The sequence below is a fragment of the Polynucleobacter sp. AP-Kolm-20A-A1 genome, from assembly GCF_018688315.1.
GTDB lineage: Bacteria > Pseudomonadota > Gammaproteobacteria > Burkholderiales > Burkholderiaceae > Polynucleobacter.
In genome coordinates this window covers 1036498-1053464 of sequence record NZ_CP061315.1, presented here as the reverse complement: position 1 = coordinate 1053464, position 16967 = coordinate 1036498, and the positions used below count along the sequence as shown (strand labels likewise).

The following is a 16967-nucleotide window of genomic DNA, read 5'->3' as shown; positions in this document are numbered from 1 at the left end:
AAGTGAGTTCCGCATGGCCCGTATTACTGTAGAAGATTGCCTTAAAACCATCCCAAATCGTTTTGAATTAGTTTTGGCTGCGACTTATCGCGCTCGCCAATTAGTTCAAGGTCACTCTCCACGTGTTGAGTCAAGAGACAAAGCCACTGTAGTTGCCTTACGTGAAGTTGCAGCTGGCGTGACTGACCGTGACATGTTGACCAAAGTTCCTTTGTAATTTAGGAGTTCCGGTGTGGAGCTCCCTTTAGGAACAACCAAAACATCGGAATTAGCAGGAGGGGTCTCGTCCACCGAGGCCTCGCTTGGAAACCTCCAAGCAGATCTGTTGGACTCTCCATCAGACTCAGATACTCAAGGCGGTAAAAAATCAATCATTGCGTCTTTGTTGGCGCAATCGAGTCGTCATTTGTTCGGCCCAACTTCGGCTCCGAGCACACCTTTAAAACATCAAGTTGTTTCTATTGAAGGTTTGATTTCTAAACTGGGCTATCTCAAACCAGAAGAAATTGCACAAGTTAAAAAAGCTTTTCAGTTTTCAGATGCAGCACATCTAGGTCAGTATCGCCATAGTGGTGAGCCTTACATTACCCATCCAGTAGCGGTGGCTGAGCTCTGCGCCACTTGGCGTCTTGATGCGCCATCGATCATGGCTGCATTGCTGCATGACGTGATTGAAGATACCGGCTGTACCAAAGCCGATTTAGTGGAGAAGTTTGGTACCAAGGTTGCTGAGCTCGTTGAGGGCCTTACTAAGCTTGATAAATTAGAGTTTCAGAGTCATGCAGAGGCGCAAGCTGAGAGCTTTCGCAAGATGTTTATGGCAATGGCCCGTGACGTGCGGGTTATTTTGGTCAAGCTGGCTGATCGCACGCACAATATGCGCACCTTGGATGCTGTACCCATGGCCAAGCGCCGTAGGGTAGCTGCTGAAACAATTGAGATTTACGCGCCTATCGCCCATCGTCTTGGCCTTAACGTTATTTATCGCGACTTACAAGATCTGAGCTTTCGCTATTCCATGCCCATGCGTTTTCGGGTTATCGAAGGCGCTGTTAAACGGGCGCGTGGCAATCGCAAGGAGATGGTCGAAAAGATTTTGCAAGCATCGCGTATGGCTTTTGCAAAAGCCAATCTCGATGTTGATTTGCGCGGGCGTGAAAAGACCTTATTCAGCATTTACACCAAAATGCGCAATAAGCATCTCAGTTTTTCTCAGGTGCTTGATGTATATGCATTCCGTGTAACGGTCGGCAGTATTGATGAGTGCTATCGCGCTCTAGGCATATTGCATTCGCTTTACAAACCTATGCCTGGCAAGTTTAAGGATTACATTGCTATCCCTAAGCTCAATGGCTATCAGTCATTGCACACCACCTTGTTGGGGCCTTCTGGCGTTCCTGTGGAGTTTCAAATCCGTACAACCGATATGCATGCGGTCGCGGAGGCGGGTGTAGCGGCTCACTGGGCTTATAAGGATGGCTCTCCTGATATGAGTGAGGTGCAAAACCGCGCTCATCAGTGGTTGCAATCCTTGATTGATATTCAGGATAGTAGCGGCGACTCTCAGGAGTTCTTGGAGCATGTGAAGATTGATTTGTTCCCGGATGCGGTATATGTGTTTACGCCAACTGGACAAATTCGCGCTCTACCAAGAGGCGCTACCGCTCTAGACTTTGCTTACTCCATTCATAGTGACCTCGGAAATACCTGTGTCGCCGTCAAAATTAATGGCTTGCAGTTGCCATTACGCAGTGAGTTAAAAAACAGCGACATTATTGAAGTGATTACCTCAGCTAGCTCACAACCGAATCCAGGTTGGTTGGCATTTGTACGCACCGGTAAAGCACGCGCCTCAATACGCCACTCATTAAAAACAAAGCATTATTCAGAGTCCCTCCAATTAGGCGAAAGACTCTTGGCCAACGGCCTGCGCCAACAAGGTGTTGATGCGGCGCTATTGACCCCAGAGATTTGGGAAAAGCTGATGCATTGGACGGGCGATAAAACGCGCGAGGAAGCTTGCGTCAATATTGCTTTAGGTCGTCGCTCAGCTCAAGAGTTGGCAATTCGTCTTAAGATTTTGATTGACGATGAGGGCGGCTCAGAGCAAATGCGCCTTGGTGCGGCTGATTGGGTAGCTCCGAATCAGGAGATGAATCACCATCAGCGTCAAGCCATTCTGGTGGATGGCCGCGAGGGGAACTCCATCCACTTTCAGAGTTGCTGTCATCCCATCCCTGGCGATAACATCATCGGCTATCTAGGCAAGGGCGAGGGGTTGCAGGTTCACACTAATGATTGCCCAATCGCTTTGCGTATGCTTTCTAAAGATAATGACAAGTGGGTCGAGGTCGAGTGGGGCAAAGATGTCAATCGCGAGTTCGAGGTAGATCTTGCAATCGATACCCGTCAGGGTAAGGGTGTATTGGCACGCGTTGCTAGCAGCGTCACTTCCGCAGACTCCAACATCATGAATGTGTCGATGGAGGACCGTTTTAAAGAAGATTCAGTCACTATTCGATTTACGATTCAGGTCTACGATCGTTTGCATCTCTCTAAGGTAATGCGTAGTCTGCGTACCAATCCAGATGTGATGCGCGTTACCCGTACTAGAGCTACCTAGTAACAAACCAAAATCAAACTAAAGCACCAAGGCCCTACAGATATTGAACATCTAGGATTTCAATTTCACAAGGGCCGGTTGGCGTTTGGATAAATACGCAGTCACCAATTCTTGCTTTGATTAACGCCTTGGCAATGGGTGAAACCCAACTGACATGCCCTTTATCGAGATCGACCTCATCCACGCCAACAATGGTGATGCCAGTCTCTTTTCCGCTCTCTGGACCGTCTAGCGGGGAGTAGGTAACTGTAGCCCCAAAGAAGACCTGGTCAGCATCGGATTCCCCGGATTTTCGGGCTGAATTATCGACAACCACAGCAAATTCCAGGCGTTTATTGAGGAAGCGAATCCGCCGGTCTATCTCCCGAAGGCGCTTTTTTCCATAGATATAGTCACCATTTTCAGAGCGGTCGCCGTTGCTGGCTGCCCAGTGAACCACCTTTACAACCTCGGGCCGATCAAGGTTTAGGAGCTGTAGGAGCTCACTTTTGATGCGTTCGTGACCAGCGGGTGTGATGTAGTTCTTCTCTTCCATGGCATAATTATGGCTGTTGCGGCTGTAGCTCAGCTGGATAGAGTACTTGGCTACGAACCAAGGGGTCGTGGGTTCAATTCCTGCCAGCCGCACCATCTCATACAGGGCCTAGTTGAAAAACTAGGCCCTTTTTCTTTTTTTGGCGTTTTTTATATCTTTCACACAGATCCCTTATAGTTTGTCTATGAGCATTTCTACAGCCATTTCCCCTGTTTCCGAGTCCCCGGTTGCGGTTTGGTCCCAACCAGACAACGCAACTGCAAAAGTGACTCTGAGCGGGACCGTAAATGTCTATTCATTGGGTGGCACGTGGTCTCACATTCGTGAATCGCAAGATGCCTGGTTAAAGCAAGGCGACGCAAAAAGTAAATCCTTAGTTTTTGATGCATCACAAGTTGCTTCCTTAGATGGTGCCGGCATTGCATTTTTGATTGGTATTCAAGAGGCGCAGCAAAAGGCTGGCGCTAAATTTGAAGTGCAGGGTCTTGATACGCGCTATCAGCCATTGCTTAAAGAATTTGATCCGATTGCAAATTTATTTCCGGCTCCAGTAGAAAAGCCCAAAAGAAGTTTCGTGGTCAGCACTGGTATGGCTACGCAAAATCTATTAGATGATGCAAAAGGCTTAATCACATTTACGGGGCATCTAGCAGCAGACTTAGTTTGGTCTATTCGTCACATTAAACAAGTGCGTTGGGGTGATTTTGTGAATGCCGCAGTAGAGGCGGGCATTGCAGCCTTACCAATCATTGGCTTGGTTTCCTTTTTGATCGGTGTGATTCTGTCCTTTCAGGCGGCTATCGGCATGAAGCAGTTTGGGGCAACCACCTTTGTAGGCCCCCTGGCAGCGCTTGGGATTGTTCGTGAGATGGGCCCTTTAATTACCGCCATCTTATTGGCTGGCCGTTCATCCGCCGCGTTTGCTGCGGAGATTGGCACGATGACTGTCAACAGTGAGGTGGATGCATTGGTAACCGGCGGCCTTAGTCCGATTCGATTCTTGGTGGTACCAAGAGTATTGGCTGGCATTTTGGTTGCGCCTATCTTGACTCTCTTTGCAGATATTGTGAGCGTCATCGCATCGATGTTCACGATGTTAATTTACGGCATTCCATTTATTAACTTTTACAACGGCATGATTAGTGCAGTTGATGTGGAAGACGTGCTTTCCGGCTTGGTTAAGGCAACGATGTTTGGCGTCGTTGTCTCGGCAATGGGATGCTTGAGGGGTATGCAGACAGGAACCGGGGCAGCTGCCGTAGGTATCTCTGCAACGCGTGCTGTGGTTAGCAGTATTGTGATGATTGTGATTGTTGATGGCATCTTCGCCGTTATTTCCTACAAGACGGGTTTCTGATGAATACACCAGTTACCACTCCAGCAAGCGCATGCGCCATTGATGTAAAAAATCTTACCGTAGGGTATGGATCCAATGTACTGATGAAGGATCTCAACTTCACAGTGAATAACAGCGAGATCTTTGTCATTTTGGGCGGATCTGGCTGTGGCAAATCTAGCCTACTCAAAAACCTCTTTGGTTTATATCAACCCTTATCCGGTGATGTGTTGATTGAAGGTCAAAACATTACTAGTGCTGTAGGAGCTGAGCGTCAAAAGATTATGACCAGCTTTGGAGTGATGTACCAGCAGGGCGCCTTATTCGGTTCGATGAATCTTCTCGACAACGTCACCTTGTTTATGCAGGAGTACACCCAGCTAACGCAAAACCAAATGGATCTCTTGGCTCGCTGCAAATTAGATTTAGTGGGCTTGTTGCCGTATGAGACTTACATGCCCAGTGAGATCAGCGGCGGTATGCAAAAGCGGGCAGCGATTGCTAGAGCAATGGCGCTTGATCCGAAGATTCTCTTCTTGGATGAGCCATCTGCCGGTCTTGACCCTATTACATCGGCAGACTTAGATCAAACCATTATGGATTTGTCTAAAAACCTGGGAATTACCTTTGTAATTGTTTCGCACGAATTGGCAAGCATTTATGCCATTGCCGACAAGGTCATCATGCTAGATAAAACTGCTAAGGGCATCATTGCCGAAGGTGATCCAAAAGTATTACGTGATACCTGCACCGATCCACGCGTGCATCAATTCTTTAATCGCATTACGACTAGGGACGCAGCATGAGTAATAATTCCAATCCTAATTATTTTCGCTTAGGCGTTTTTGTGCTCGCAGCAATCGGTGTTTTGATTGCCGTGATATTAATTTTTGGCTCGGGTCAATTATTCAAAAAATCGTTCATGGTGGAAACCTACATTAAGCAGTCTGTGACGGGCCTAGATACTGGCGCTGCGGTCAGGTTCAGGGGTGTAAAGATTGGTCAAGTAACCATGATTGGGCTATCAGGCGACATCTACGAAGATGACGTGCCATTTCAGGAGCGCCGTCAATATGTTGTAGTACGGATGCAGATTGTTGGCGAAACAGTTAACGAAGATCTCATTAAAGAGTTTGTTAAAAACAATTTGCGAGCCCAAGTTAAATCTCAGGGCATTACTGGTGTGAACTATATTGAATTTAACTTCACTCCAACTGCTAATACCTATACGCCATTGCCATACGAATGGAAGCCCAAATACCCTGTCATTCCTTCTTTACCTAATCAAGCCGACCAAATTATTGAGGGTGTCCAAAAGTTGATTGACGGAATGAATCAACTCAACATCAGCGGTACGCAACAGAAATTTGATGCGTTATTGGGTAACCTCAATACATTAATGGCTGGCGATGGTAAAGACAATCAAGGCTTAGTGCGCTCCGTTAAGGAGATGAATGTCATTCTCGAGCGCATAGCCAAAGTCACCGATAAAGATGAGTTGAATATTTTGATGCGCGAATTAGTCGGTACGATGGTCGCATTGCGTCAAACCGTAACCAGCATCCAGGGTGATACGCATTTGACGATGGAAAATCTGAAGCAGACTAGCGAGCAGCTTAATGAATTCTCAAGAATTGCTAGCCAATCACCTTCAAGCCTGATTTGGGGTGAGCCACCACAAAAAATCACCTTGCCCATGAATGGCACACAAGGACAAGCGGGAGCCCAAAAATGATTAAACGTTTCCTATTGCTTGCTGCTATTTTTGTTCTGAGCGCATGTTCATTGCCAACCCGCTCCCCAGTGACCCCCACAAGTTGGATGGTTTCTCCGGACAGAACTGGCGAACCTAGGCAGGCTCGCACGCAATTTTGGTTAAAGGTGGGCTCAGTGTCTGTTGCGCCACCATTTGATGGAAAGTCTTTGGTCTATCGCTTGAGTGATCAGCGTTACGAGAAGGATTTTTACAATGTTTACGCAACTATTCCAGCCGAGATGATCGGCAATGCTGAACGCCAATGGCTGAATAAGGCGAATATTTTTGCGGCTGCAGTAGGGCAGGGAAATAGCTTCTTCCCTTACTACACTGTGCAGGCAACTGTGAACGAGTTTTATGGCGACTATCGCGTTAGACCAGAAGCTGTTGTGAGCATCGAATTTTTCTTAACGGTAGAGCATGGCGGTAAAAAAGGGAATCCCTTACTTGGTGCAAATCGCTATACCAAGCGCGTAGTGCTCAAAGACAATACCCCTGAGGCCCTCGTTTTGGGTCAACAACAAGCGCTTGCAGAAATCTTTAAAGAGTATGAAGAGCGGCTTTACAAGTATTCCGCAAACTTACCAACGCCTTTAGGACAGTAAATGACTAAATTTTCTATTCGTAAAACTATGCCGCTTAAGTTCGCGCAATTATTGCTTACCTCTTTTGCTGTTGGTGCCTTTGGTTTGGTGCATGCGCAAAGCTTTCCTACTAAGCCTATTCGTCTGGTGGTTCCATTTGCGCCTGGCGGCAGTACCGATATCATTGCTCGCGCCGTTGGTGACGCTTTAGGTCGTCAATTAGGCCAGCCAGTCATTGTTGAGAACAAAGCGGGTGGCGGTGGTTCTGTTGGTGCGCTTGAAGTCATGAGAGCCCCTAAGGATGGCTATACGATTGGTATGGCTACCGTATCAACAACAGCAGCTAATCCTGCGATCAATCCAAAGATTGGTTACGACCCTATTACCGATTTCACGCCCATCAGCAATATTGCTGCTACTCCGAACATCATTGCTGTGAATCCATCTTTTCCGGCAAAAGACTTTAAGGCCTTCATGGAAGTGCTGAAAGCTAATCCAGGTAAGTACTCCTATTCAAGTTCTGGCACTGGCGGCATCGGTCATTTGCAAACAGAATTGTTTAAGAGCCTAACTGGCGTTTTTATTGTTCACATTCCTTACCGTGGAGCAGGGCCAGCGCTAGCCGATACCGTAGGCGGTCAAGTTTCTATGATTTTTGACAATCTGCCTTCATCTTTGCCTTTCATCAAGGATGGCAAGCTTGTGCCGATTGTGATTGCGGCGCCTAAACGGTTAGCTCAGCTTCCCAATGTTCCGACATTTGCTGAAGTGGGTTTAGCACCAGTAAACCGCATGGCTTATTACGGCTTCTTGGGCCCTGCTGGAATGCCTAAAGATATTGTTGATAAATACTATGCGGCATTACAAAAGGTGGTTACAGATCCTGCGGTGAAAAAGCGGATTGAAGATACTGGTTCAATCATCAACGTGAATGGCCCAGACGCTTTTGCAAAAGAAATTAAAGCGGAATACACCGTTTATAAAGAAGTTGTTGCAAAACAAAAATTGCAGTTAGATTAATAAAAACTATAAATAGTCGTTTGGAGGCAGTATGGATTTAGGTATTCGAGGTAAGGTTGCATTGGTTATTGCGTCTAGTCGCGGCTTAGGCCAGGCTATGGCCGTTTCTTTGGCGCGTGAAGGTGTGAAGGTAGCTGTTACTGGACGCAGTGCTGAGGGACTGCAAAAGTCAGTTGAATTGATTGAGGCTGCTGGCGGTAAAGCGTTGGCTCTGAACTGGGATCTTTCTGACGCCTCCGTAATTGACGGCCTCGTTTCCAAAGTGGAAAAAGAATTAGGTCCGGTCGATATTCTGATTAACAATACCGGCGGTCCTCCACCAACACCTGCGGCTGGCCAAGACCCTGCTTTATGGCAGAAATCTTTCAATGACATGGTTCTATCGCTTATTGCGATTACTGATCGCGTTCTCCCAGGCATGAGAGAGCGCAAGTGGGGTCGCGTGATCACGAGTACCACCTCTGGCGCAATTGCCCCAATTAAAAATCTAGCGATATCCAATACCTTGCGTGCTGCCTTGCTAGCCTGGTCTAAAACCTTGGCAGCGGAAGTTGCTGCTGATGGCGTTACGGTCAACATCATCATGCCTGGCAGAATTTCCACGGATCGCCTGCGTCAACTCGATGAAGCAAAAGCAAAACGTGAAAACAGCAGTTATGAAGCCGTCGTAAAAGCATCAATCAATCAAATCCCGATGGGCCGTTATGGAGATCCCGTCGAGTATGGTGATGCTGCCGCCTTTTTGGCGAGCCAAAATGCTTCATTCATCACTGGCACCGTCATGCGTGTTGATGGCGGCCAGATTCAGGCAATTTGATTTCCTTCTTCGCGAGGCTCTTACGGAGCCTTAGCCAAGACCTTCGCTCAAAGGAGCTGGTCTGGCTATTGGTTGCCTTAACGCTTTCGGTGACTGCGTTAAGTGGGGTTAGCTTTTTAGCTGATCGCATGCAACGCGCGTTTGAATTTGATGCGCGGCAATTGCTTGCCTCTGACTTACTGATTGCATCAGACCAACCTTTACCTGAGCGCTTCCTTAGCGAGGCAAAGACTAAGCAACTTGCGCTTGCGCAAACCGTGGTCTTTCCAAGCATGGCAACTGCAGGATCTCAAAGCAAGTTGACTTCTCTTAAAGCAGTTAGCTCTTTATATCCTTTGCGTGGGTCGCTACAAGTAACTTTACAGCCCAATAGCTCGCGGCAAATAAGCTCACCAGAGGCGGGTACTGTTTGGGTTGATCCAGCTTTGCTATCAAGTTTGCGAGCAAAACTTGGCGACACCATCAAGCTAGGTCAAAAACAATTTGTAATTGCTGGAGTTTTAGAGCGAGAAACCGATCGCGGTGCTGGCTTTATGAACTTTGCCCCACGCGCAATGATGTCCTTAGAGGATTTGCCGGCTACAGGTTTAATCGGACTAGGAAGTAGGGTGACTTACCGACTTCTTCTGGCTGGGTCGGATGATCTGATTGCGTCCTATCAAAGCTGGGCCACTCAGTTTATTGACTCCGAGCATCTGCGCGGCATTCGCATTGAGACTTTGGAGAATGCTCAACCCATCATGCGCAAGACTTTAGAGCGGGCTGAGCGATTCTTATCCTTACTTTCTTTATTAACAGCCATAGTGGCAGCCGTTGCTATTGCCTTATGTGCACGCCGCTATACCTATAAGCAGGCAGATGCCTGCGCAGCACTGAAATGTTTTGGTGCAACTCAATTCGAGATACTGAAAAGACAGTTGCAAACATTGCTTTGCATCGGTGTGATGTCGGCTATCTTTGGATTGCTATTGGGCTACTTAGTTCAACATCTATTGATAGTGCTCTTAGGTGGTTTGCTAATCGCTAACTTACCCATGATTTCACCTGCGCCTGCATTGTGGAGCGTTCTCTTTGCATGGACTCTGTTGCTAGGCTTTGCAGGACCTTCTTTATTGGGTTTAATTAAGGTTTCGCCTATCCGCCTTATTCGTAAGGAATTCGCCTCTTTTCAAACTGCAGAAGTTTGGTTGGTATTAGTGGCTTTTATTACCTGTGCGGCATTAATTGGCATTGCTGCTCGTGACTGGAAGTTGGCACTTTGGACTGGTTTAAGTTTTAGTGGGGCCATAGTCCTATTTGCATCTACTGCTTGGGTTTGTTTGTTGTTGCTTTCACGTTGGCGTACTAGTAACTTTGCTATTCGCTTTGCCATCATTGCTCAAGCTAGACAATCCGGTTATGCCGTTATGCAAATTACGGCCTTAGGAATTGCTTTGATGGCTTTGGTGATCATTTTGTTGTTGCGTCAGGACTTGTTGAGTACCTGGCAAGGAAGTATTCCTGTTGATAGCCCCAATCGCTTCATGATTAATGTCCAAGGTGATCAAAAGCAGAAAATCTTGAAGACTCTAGAGGATGCTGGAGTTTCAACGCCTACTTTTTATCCCATGGTTCGCGGCCGCCTTACCGCCATTAATGAGCGTGACGTTTTGCCAAACGATTTTGTCGAAGAAAATGCCCGCCGTTTAGTGGATAGAGAATTCAATCTCTCCTATACGGATCAATTGCCAGCGGGTAATCGCCTGCTTGCTGGTGAGTGGATTAAGGGTGATGCACCACAAATTTCCATGGAAACGGGAATCGCCAAAACCTTGAAGCTCAAGCTGGGCGATACGCTAACTTTTGAGGTGGCAGGCGAATCGATCACTGCACCTATTACTTCATTGCGTAAATTGGATTGGGGTTCAATGCGAGTGAACTTCTTTGTCATCATGCCGCCTGCTCAACTGAGTGGATTGCCGCAATCGTGGATCACCTCCTACTATCAAGCTCCAAGCGTGGGCTCTTTGGATTTTCAACTTAGCCAGGACTATCCAAACTTAACGGTGGTGGATGTTTCTGCTTCTTTGGGCCAAATACAGGATGTGCTGAATAAATTATCTTCTGCCTTAGGCCTGTTGTTTGGCCTAACCCTATCAGCCGCAATCTTGGTTCTGATGGCAGCTATGACGGCAACTCAAGATCAGCGCTATCGAAATGCTGCATTGCTAAAAGCGGTTGGTGCTTCACGAGCTGTGCTGGCAAGTATCTCTCGCTTTGAGTTGCTAGTGGTGGGTTTGATATCGGGGACGCTGGCAGGCTTAGCATCAGGGCTGGCTGCTTGGCTGCTAGGGCGTTACGTCATGGAAATTGAGTTCAATGCCTTTGGCCAAGCCTTGATGATGGGTGTGCTCTTTGGCGTTGCTGCAAGTCTAGCGGCTGGATATCGATCCCAGAAAAGAATTCAGAGTGCTACTGCAATCGAATGCTTAAGAGAGAGTTACTAGGTTCTTAGGGAGTTCTACGAGGCGGGTGCCGGCCAGTCGGTCTGCAAGGCTCTGACGAAACAGAGGTGCTGTGCGATCAAGGTAAATACTCAGTGGCCAAAAAAACAATGCCACCGTGAAAAGCATTTCAATAATTTGCCACTTTTCTAAATGAAAAGCCCATTGCAATAAAACGCAGGGAGCAATCCAAAGTGAGCCATATACATAGCGCCAAATAGCTTGGCGACGATTGACTGTGTACCCATTTTTACCGATAAGACGTACACGCCAAGTTTGCATTGCCAATGTTTGTCCGGATTTAGTCCAATACCAAACAAAATAAATTCCTAGTACTGCGTAGAGATAAATAAAGGTAAGCCAGCTCGGCAGGGAGATGCCAAATAAAATTCCTAAAGCCAAGTTGGGCACAAGGAAGGTAAAGGCGATCACGCCCAACAAAACCAATTGTTCGTAGAGCGAGCAAGAAACGCGTCGCCAAAATTGAGGTGAAGGCAGAATGTCTAATTCAGCAGGCGTCATGAATCTGCTTTTATTTGTAGGGTAAATTAATTGCTGCTAGAGCCAGATTCAGCAGTAGATCCTGAATTCTCGGCAGGTGCTGGCGCGCTTGGTACGGTTGCTGCTGCTGGCGGTAAGGTCGCTTTTGAAGAGATAGGATGTTGCTGAAGGGTTGGAGCATTTGTAGCGCTAGGCTTTTTCTTTGATTCAGTTTCAGCTAACTTCTTTTTTTGCTCATCGCTGAGCTTTTGGTAGGCACTCCAAGCTTCAGCCTTTTTCTCGGCCGGGAACTTGAGACTGCTTAAATAATTTTCACGGGAAATGCGACGTTCTTTTTGTGAAAGGTTTGACCATCCAGTCATTCTTGACTGCAGACGCTCTTGATCTTGAGCGCTCATCTTGGGATAAATATTAGCAACCTGCATCCATTTCTTGCGGCTATCGGGGAGCATGTAGTCCCAATCATCTTCAAGCGGAGCAAGAATCTTTTGTTGAGCGGGCTTTAGGCTATCCCATGTGCCATCCGGTTTCTTTTCAGGAATGGCAGTAGCTTTGCCGTGCGGCGGCGATGACTGTCCAAGGGCTGAAGAAATATTGAGTGCAAAACATGCCGTAGCAAGTAGCACCAATAAACTTGCTGTATATGTACGTTTTTGCGCAAGCATTCGGCGAAGGTCGAAAGAATTACTTGCTGAGCGCAGAGTCAGTAGCACTATCGCCAGAATCGGATAGAGGACCATTTTTTAGGAAGGCCATAAATCCGCTATCAGCATAGGCATCTGGTGGAACGTCATCCGATAACAATGCCGCATCCACTTCAGCGATATCGTTAATACGGGAATCATCTTGCCACTGAGCGATGCCAATAAGGCCAAAAACCAAAACCACTAATGGGGCTACCCAACCAACGGTATCCCAAACGCCATTAGAGCCAGAAGTCCAAGTGCCGCTAGATCCTGCAAAAATTGGTTTGCGAACCAGGGCTTTTTCAGGCTTTCTAACAGAGAGGGCTTTCATGCGAGCTGCATGAAGTCGATCTCTAATATTTGCTGGCAGCTTGTGAGCGCCTTGAGAAAGCAGGGCGGCACTGGTCCGGCCAAATTGATCGGCCTGGGCGTCGGTTAGTTGCTTATCAAAGTCTTTCACAGCGTAATTCCTTTTAATTTCAATGCTTTAGCTAGGGTTTGGGTGGCTCTAGAACAATGAGTTTTTACACTTCCTTCACTGCAACTCATGGCTTTAGCGGTTTCCGTAATGCTTAGCTCATCCCAATAACGCATCAGGAAGGCTTCTCGTTGACGTACAGGTAATTTAGATATTTCTGACTCCAAAGCCTGTAAAAGCTGGCTTTGTTCTAGTTTTTGGGCCCCATCTTGGTGAATTTCACTATCGTCAGGGGCTGAAAGTGACTCCAGGGGGTCAAAATCATCGTTTTCATCGGCTTTTTTGCCCATATTTGAAAACAGGGTGACCCAGGTATTTCGGACTTTCTGGCGTCTAAACCAGTCATGAATACGGTTCTGGAGAATTCTGGTGAACACTAGTGGGAGCTCAGCGGCGGGTCTGTCCCCATATTTTTCGGCCAATTTGATCATGGCATCCTGAACAATATCGAGCGCGGCGTCATCATCACGCACGGCGTAGACAGCCTGCTTAAAAGCGCGCTGCTCGACACTACTCAAAAAGTCAGATAGTTCTTGGGCTGATGCCATGCAATGGATTAGACCTGAATCGGTAAGAATTCATTCATTTTAGGGGATTGCTATAGAATATAGGGCTTACTACCTAGAATCTCATTCAAGAAGTGGTTTTTTCCGGTAGCAGCGCCGTTCGAACTCAGGCCATAAGCAGGAGACAGAACAGACCAAACAATTTTTTGCCGAAAATTGCAAAGGACGAAAGAAAATGAATACAAGCAGCGCCGAATTTTTAGCTACTAAAGCTAATAAAGACTCAACAAATACAAATAATGATGCAGCGCCTCCAGAAATGATTGGCGCAGAGATGCTCGTGCATGCATTACACAAAGAGGGTGTTGAATTCGTTTGGGGTTACCCAGGCGGCTCCGTTCTCTTTATCTATGACGAAATTTTTAAGCAGGACAAGTTTGAACATATTCTTGTTCGCCATGAGCAAGCAGCGGTTCACGCTGCAGATGGCTATGCGCGCGCAACCGGTAAGGTTGGTGTTGCCCTGGTGACCTCTGGTCCCGGTGTAACTAATGCCGTTACTGGCATTGCGACTGCTTACACAGACTCCATTCCAATGGTGATCATCAGCGGCAACGTACCAACATACGCTATTGGTGAAGATGCTTTCCAAGAAGCAGATACCGTTGGCATTACACGCCCAGTTGTGAAGCACAACTTCCTCGTGAAAGACGTTAAAGATCTTCCATTGGTTTTGAAGAAGGCTTTCCACATTGCACAGACAGGTCGCCCTGGTCCCGTGTTGATTGATATTCCTAAAGACGTATCTGCGGCCAAAGGCGCATTTGTTTACCCAGAGACTCTGGAAATGCGTTCCTATAACCCTGTAGTTAAGGGTCATAGCGGTCAGATTCGTAAGGCAGTTGCTTTATTGCAAGAGGCAGAGCGCCCATACATCTATACGGGTGGTGGTGTGATTTTGTCTGATGCAGCGCCTGAGCTAAAAGAGTTCGCAGACTTGCTCGGCTATCCAGTAACTAACACTCTGATGGGTTTAGGTGGATTCCCAGGAACAAGCCCACAGTTTTTGGGTATGCTCGGTATGCACGGTACCTATGAAGCCAATATGGCAATGCAGCACAGTGATGTGTTGATTGCTATCGGCGCGCGTTTTGATGATCGCGTAATCGGTAACACTGCACACTTTGCAAGTCACCCACGCAAGATTATTCACATTGACATTGATCCTTCCGTTATTTCTAAACGCGTTAAGGTAGACGTTCCAATCGTAGGTAATCTCAAAGAAGTTTTGGTGGAGATGACTGCTCAGCTTAAAGCTGCTGGCCCACGCAAGAATGGCGATAAAGTTGCCGCCTGGTGGGACCAGATTAATGAGTGGCGCAAAAAAGATTGCCTGAAATACGACGAAGCTTCTCAAATTGTGAAGCCGCAGTACGTTGTTCAAAAGTTGTGGGAGCTCACCGGCGGTGATGCTTTCATTTGCTCTGACGTAGGTCAGCATCAAATGTGGGCTGCACAGTTCTACAAGTTTGATAAACCACGTCGTTGGATTAACTCTGGTGGTCTTGGTACCATGGGCGTTGGCTTGCCATACGCCATGGGCATCAAGAAGGCTTTCCCTGAGAAAGATGTTTTCACTATTACTGGTGAAGGCTCTATCCAGATGTGTATTCAAGAGCTATCTACTTGTAAGCAATACGACACACCGGTAAAAATCGTGTCATTGAACAACCGTTACCTCGGAATGGTTCGTCAGTGGCAAGAGCTTACCTATAACAAGCGTTATTCCAGCTCCTACATGGATTCATTGCCAGACTTTGTGAAGTTGGCTGAGGCCTATGGTCACGTTGGTATGCGTATTGAAAAGAAATCTGATGTTGAGGGCGCCCTTAAAGAAGCAATTCGCTTAAAGGATCGCACCGTATTCATGGATTTCCAGACCGACCCAGAAGAAAACGTTTGGCCAATGGTTCAAGCGGGCAAGGGTATTACTGAAATGCTTTTGGGTAGCGAGGATCTCTAATGCGACATATTATTTCTGTACTCATTGAGAACGAGCCGGGCGCATTGTCACGCGTAGTAGGTCTTTTCTCAGCTCGTGGTTACAACATCGACACCTTGAGTGTTGCGCCTACTGAAGATCCTTCTTTATCTCGCATGACGATCGTGACCTTTGGGTCTGATGACGTTATTGAGCAAATTACCAAGCACTTAAACCGTTTGGTTGAAGTAGTGAAAGTGTTTGATTTGAGCGAAGGCCCACACATTGAGCGCGAGCTCATGATGATTAAGGTGCGGGCTGTAGGCAAGGAACGTGAAGAACTCAAGCGCACTACTGATATCTTCCGCGGTCGCATCATTGATGTGACCGACAAGAGTTACACCATCGAGTTAACTGGTGATGGTGCCAAATTGGATGCCTTTATTGATTCGATCGATCGCGCATCGATTCTGGAAACTGTCCGTTCGGGCGGCTCTGGAATTGGTCGTGGCGAACGCATCCTCAAGGTTTAATTTTTTATTAACTGATTACTGCATTAATTACATTTTCAATACAAGGAAAGAGCATGAAAGTTTTTTACGATAAAGACGCTGATTTGTCCCTCATTAAGGGCAAGAAAGTCACCATCATTGGTTATGGTTCACAAGGTCACGCACACGCATTGAACCTTAAAGATTCTGGCGTTAACGTTACTGTTGGTTTGCGTAAAGATGGCGCTTCCTGGAGCAAGGCAGCGAATGCTGGTTTGACAGTTAAAGAAGTTGGCGAAGCAGTTAAAGACGCTGATGTAGTGATGATGCTTTTGCCTGACGAGCAAATCGCTGATGTTTACAACAAAGAAGTGCATGGCAATATCAAGCAGGGCGCAGCCTTGGCTTTTGCTCACGGCTTTAACGTTCACTATGGTCAAGTTCAGCCACGCGCTGACTTAGACGTGATCATGATCGCTCCTAAAGCTCCTGGCCATACAGTACGTGGTACTTATGCTCAAGGCGGCGGCGTTCCTCATTTGATCGCTGTTTACCAAGATAAATCTGGTTCAGCACGTGACGTTGCTTTGTCATACGCTACAGCAAACGGTGGCGGTCGTGCCGGCATCATCGAAACTAACTTCCGTGAAGAAACTGAAACTGACTTGTTCGGTGAGCAGGCTGTTCTTTGCGGTGGCGCAGTTGAGTTAATCAAGGCTGGCTTTGAAACTTTGGTTGAAGCTGGCTACGCTCCTGAGATGGCTTACTTCGAGTGCTTACATGAGCTCAAGTTGATTGTTGACTTGATCTACGAAGGCGGTATCGCAAACATGAACTACTCAATCTCTAATAACGCTGAGTACGGTGAGTATGTGACTGGCCCACGTGTTGTTACAGAAGACACTAAGAATGCAATGCGTCAGTGCTTGAAAGACATCCAGACTGGTGAATACGCTAAGAGCTTCATCCTTGAAAACAAGGCTGGTGCTCCAACATTGATTTCACGTCGTCGCTTGAATGCAGAACATGACATCGAAGTAGTGGGTGCTAAATTGCGCGCCATGATGCCTTGGATTGCTAAGAACAAGTTAGTGGATCAAACCAAGAACTAATTAATCACTAAGAAGTACGCATCAAATTAATAGAAGTTCATTAAAAGGCTCAGAACAA

The 16967-nt window shown here is 47.0% G+C and carries 17 protein-coding genes and 1 tRNA gene; 13 read left to right on the top strand and 5 right to left on the bottom strand.

Annotated features, from left to right (window positions below; translation table 11 throughout):
* Positions 1–13: 13 nt before the first annotated feature.
* Together rpoZ and C2745_RS05480 are read left to right on the top strand one after the other, a co-directional pair.
* Positions 14–217: a DNA-directed RNA polymerase subunit omega gene (gene rpoZ, locus C2745_RS05485; RefSeq protein WP_011902918.1), complete on the top strand. Its 204-nt coding sequence runs from the start codon at positions 14–16 to the stop codon at positions 215–217.
* A gap of 15 nt (positions 218–232) precedes the next feature.
* The gene (locus C2745_RS05480; protein WP_215383380.1) at positions 233–2623 is read left to right on the top strand and encodes a bifunctional (p)ppGpp synthetase/guanosine-3',5'-bis(diphosphate) 3'-pyrophosphohydrolase; all 2391 of its coding nucleotides are present in this window, start codon (positions 233–235) and stop codon (positions 2621–2623) included.
* 34 nt (positions 2624–2657) lie between these two features.
* On the opposite strand, the gene greB is transcribed toward C2745_RS05480, so the two are convergent.
* Positions 2658–3158 carry a transcription elongation factor GreB gene (greB, locus tag C2745_RS05475; RefSeq protein ID WP_215383379.1) on the bottom strand — a complete coding sequence of 167 codons (501 nt, stop codon included), beginning with the start codon at positions 3156–3158 and terminating at the stop codon, positions 2658–2660.
* 18 nt (positions 3159–3176) lie between these two features.
* Here greB and C2745_RS05470 point away from each other — a divergent pair.
* The 8 genes from C2745_RS05470 (at position 3177) to C2745_RS05435 (ending at position 11157) form a co-directional block, all read left to right on the top strand.
* Positions 3177–3253, top strand: a tRNA-Arg gene (locus C2745_RS05470).
* 89 nt (positions 3254–3342) lie between these two features.
* Positions 3343–4515: an ABC transporter permease gene (locus tag C2745_RS05465; protein WP_215383378.1), complete on the top strand. Its 1173-nt coding sequence runs from the start codon at positions 3343–3345 to the stop codon at positions 4513–4515.
* A complete protein-coding gene (locus C2745_RS05460) occupies positions 4515–5300 on the top strand; it encodes an ABC transporter ATP-binding protein (protein WP_215383377.1) in 786 nt (261 codons plus the stop codon). The genes C2745_RS05465 and C2745_RS05460 overlap by 1 nt, the downstream gene beginning before the upstream one ends.
* The gene (locus C2745_RS05455) at positions 5297–6229 is read left to right on the top strand and encodes an MlaD family protein (RefSeq protein ID WP_215383376.1); all 933 of its coding nucleotides are present in this window, start codon (positions 5297–5299) and stop codon (positions 6227–6229) included. The genes C2745_RS05460 and C2745_RS05455 overlap by 4 nt, the downstream gene beginning before the upstream one ends.
* Positions 6226–6855: a membrane integrity-associated transporter subunit PqiC gene (locus C2745_RS05450; RefSeq protein ID WP_215383375.1), complete on the top strand. Its 630-nt coding sequence runs from the start codon at positions 6226–6228 to the stop codon at positions 6853–6855. The genes C2745_RS05455 and C2745_RS05450 overlap by 4 nt, the downstream gene beginning before the upstream one ends.
* Positions 6856–7854 (top strand): tripartite tricarboxylate transporter substrate binding protein BugE, encoded by a 999-nt coding sequence (locus C2745_RS05445; RefSeq protein ID WP_251368294.1) that lies wholly within the window; start codon positions 6856–6858, stop codon positions 7852–7854.
* A gap of 31 nt (positions 7855–7885) precedes the next feature.
* On the top strand, positions 7886–8671 hold the full coding sequence (locus C2745_RS05440) for an SDR family oxidoreductase (protein WP_215383374.1): 786 nt from the start codon (positions 7886–7888) through the stop codon (positions 8669–8671).
* Between the two features lie 128 nt (positions 8672–8799).
* The gene (locus C2745_RS05435; RefSeq protein ID WP_251368293.1) at positions 8800–11157 is read left to right on the top strand and encodes an ABC transporter permease; all 2358 of its coding nucleotides are present in this window, start codon (positions 8800–8802) and stop codon (positions 11155–11157) included.
* On the opposite strand, the gene C2745_RS05430 is transcribed toward C2745_RS05435, so the two are convergent.
* Genes C2745_RS05430 through C2745_RS05415 form a run of 4 tightly spaced genes read right to left on the bottom strand, consistent with a single transcriptional unit; the run spans position 11140 to position 13367 of the window.
* Positions 11140–11676 (bottom strand): RDD family protein, encoded by a 537-nt coding sequence (locus C2745_RS05430; RefSeq protein WP_215383372.1) that lies wholly within the window; start codon positions 11674–11676, stop codon positions 11140–11142. The two genes, C2745_RS05435 and C2745_RS05430, sit on opposite strands and share 18 nt — an antisense overlap.
* Positions 11677–11702: 26 nt before the next feature.
* The gene (locus C2745_RS05425; protein WP_215383371.1) at positions 11703–12320 is read right to left on the bottom strand and encodes a DUF3106 domain-containing protein; all 618 of its coding nucleotides are present in this window, start codon (positions 12318–12320) and stop codon (positions 11703–11705) included.
* A 19-nt stretch (positions 12321–12339) separates the two neighbouring features.
* Positions 12340–12801: a DUF3619 family protein gene (locus C2745_RS05420; protein ID WP_215383370.1), complete on the bottom strand. Its 462-nt coding sequence runs from the start codon at positions 12799–12801 to the stop codon at positions 12340–12342.
* Positions 12798–13367 carry an RNA polymerase sigma factor gene (locus C2745_RS05415; RefSeq protein ID WP_215383369.1) on the bottom strand — a complete coding sequence of 190 codons (570 nt, stop codon included), beginning with the start codon at positions 13365–13367 and terminating at the stop codon, positions 12798–12800. Before C2745_RS05415 ends, C2745_RS05420 begins: the two co-directional genes overlap by 4 nt.
* 193 nt (positions 13368–13560) lie before the next feature.
* On the opposite strand from C2745_RS05415, the gene C2745_RS05410 reads away from it, so the two are divergent.
* Genes C2745_RS05410 through ilvC form a run of 3 tightly spaced genes read left to right on the top strand, consistent with a single transcriptional unit; the run spans position 13561 to position 16909 of the window.
* Positions 13561–15348 carry an acetolactate synthase 3 catalytic subunit gene (locus tag C2745_RS05410; RefSeq protein ID WP_215383368.1) on the top strand — a complete coding sequence of 596 codons (1788 nt, stop codon included), beginning with the start codon at positions 13561–13563 and terminating at the stop codon, positions 15346–15348.
* Positions 15348–15839 (top strand): acetolactate synthase small subunit, encoded by a 492-nt coding sequence (gene ilvN, locus C2745_RS05405; protein WP_011902903.1) that lies wholly within the window; start codon positions 15348–15350, stop codon positions 15837–15839. Before C2745_RS05410 ends, ilvN begins: the two co-directional genes overlap by 1 nt.
* A gap of 53 nt (positions 15840–15892) precedes the next feature.
* Positions 15893–16909, top strand: a complete 1017-nt coding sequence (gene ilvC / locus C2745_RS05400) for a ketol-acid reductoisomerase (RefSeq protein ID WP_068323077.1) — start codon at positions 15893–15895, stop codon at positions 16907–16909.
* Positions 16910–16967 lie beyond the last annotated feature (58 nt).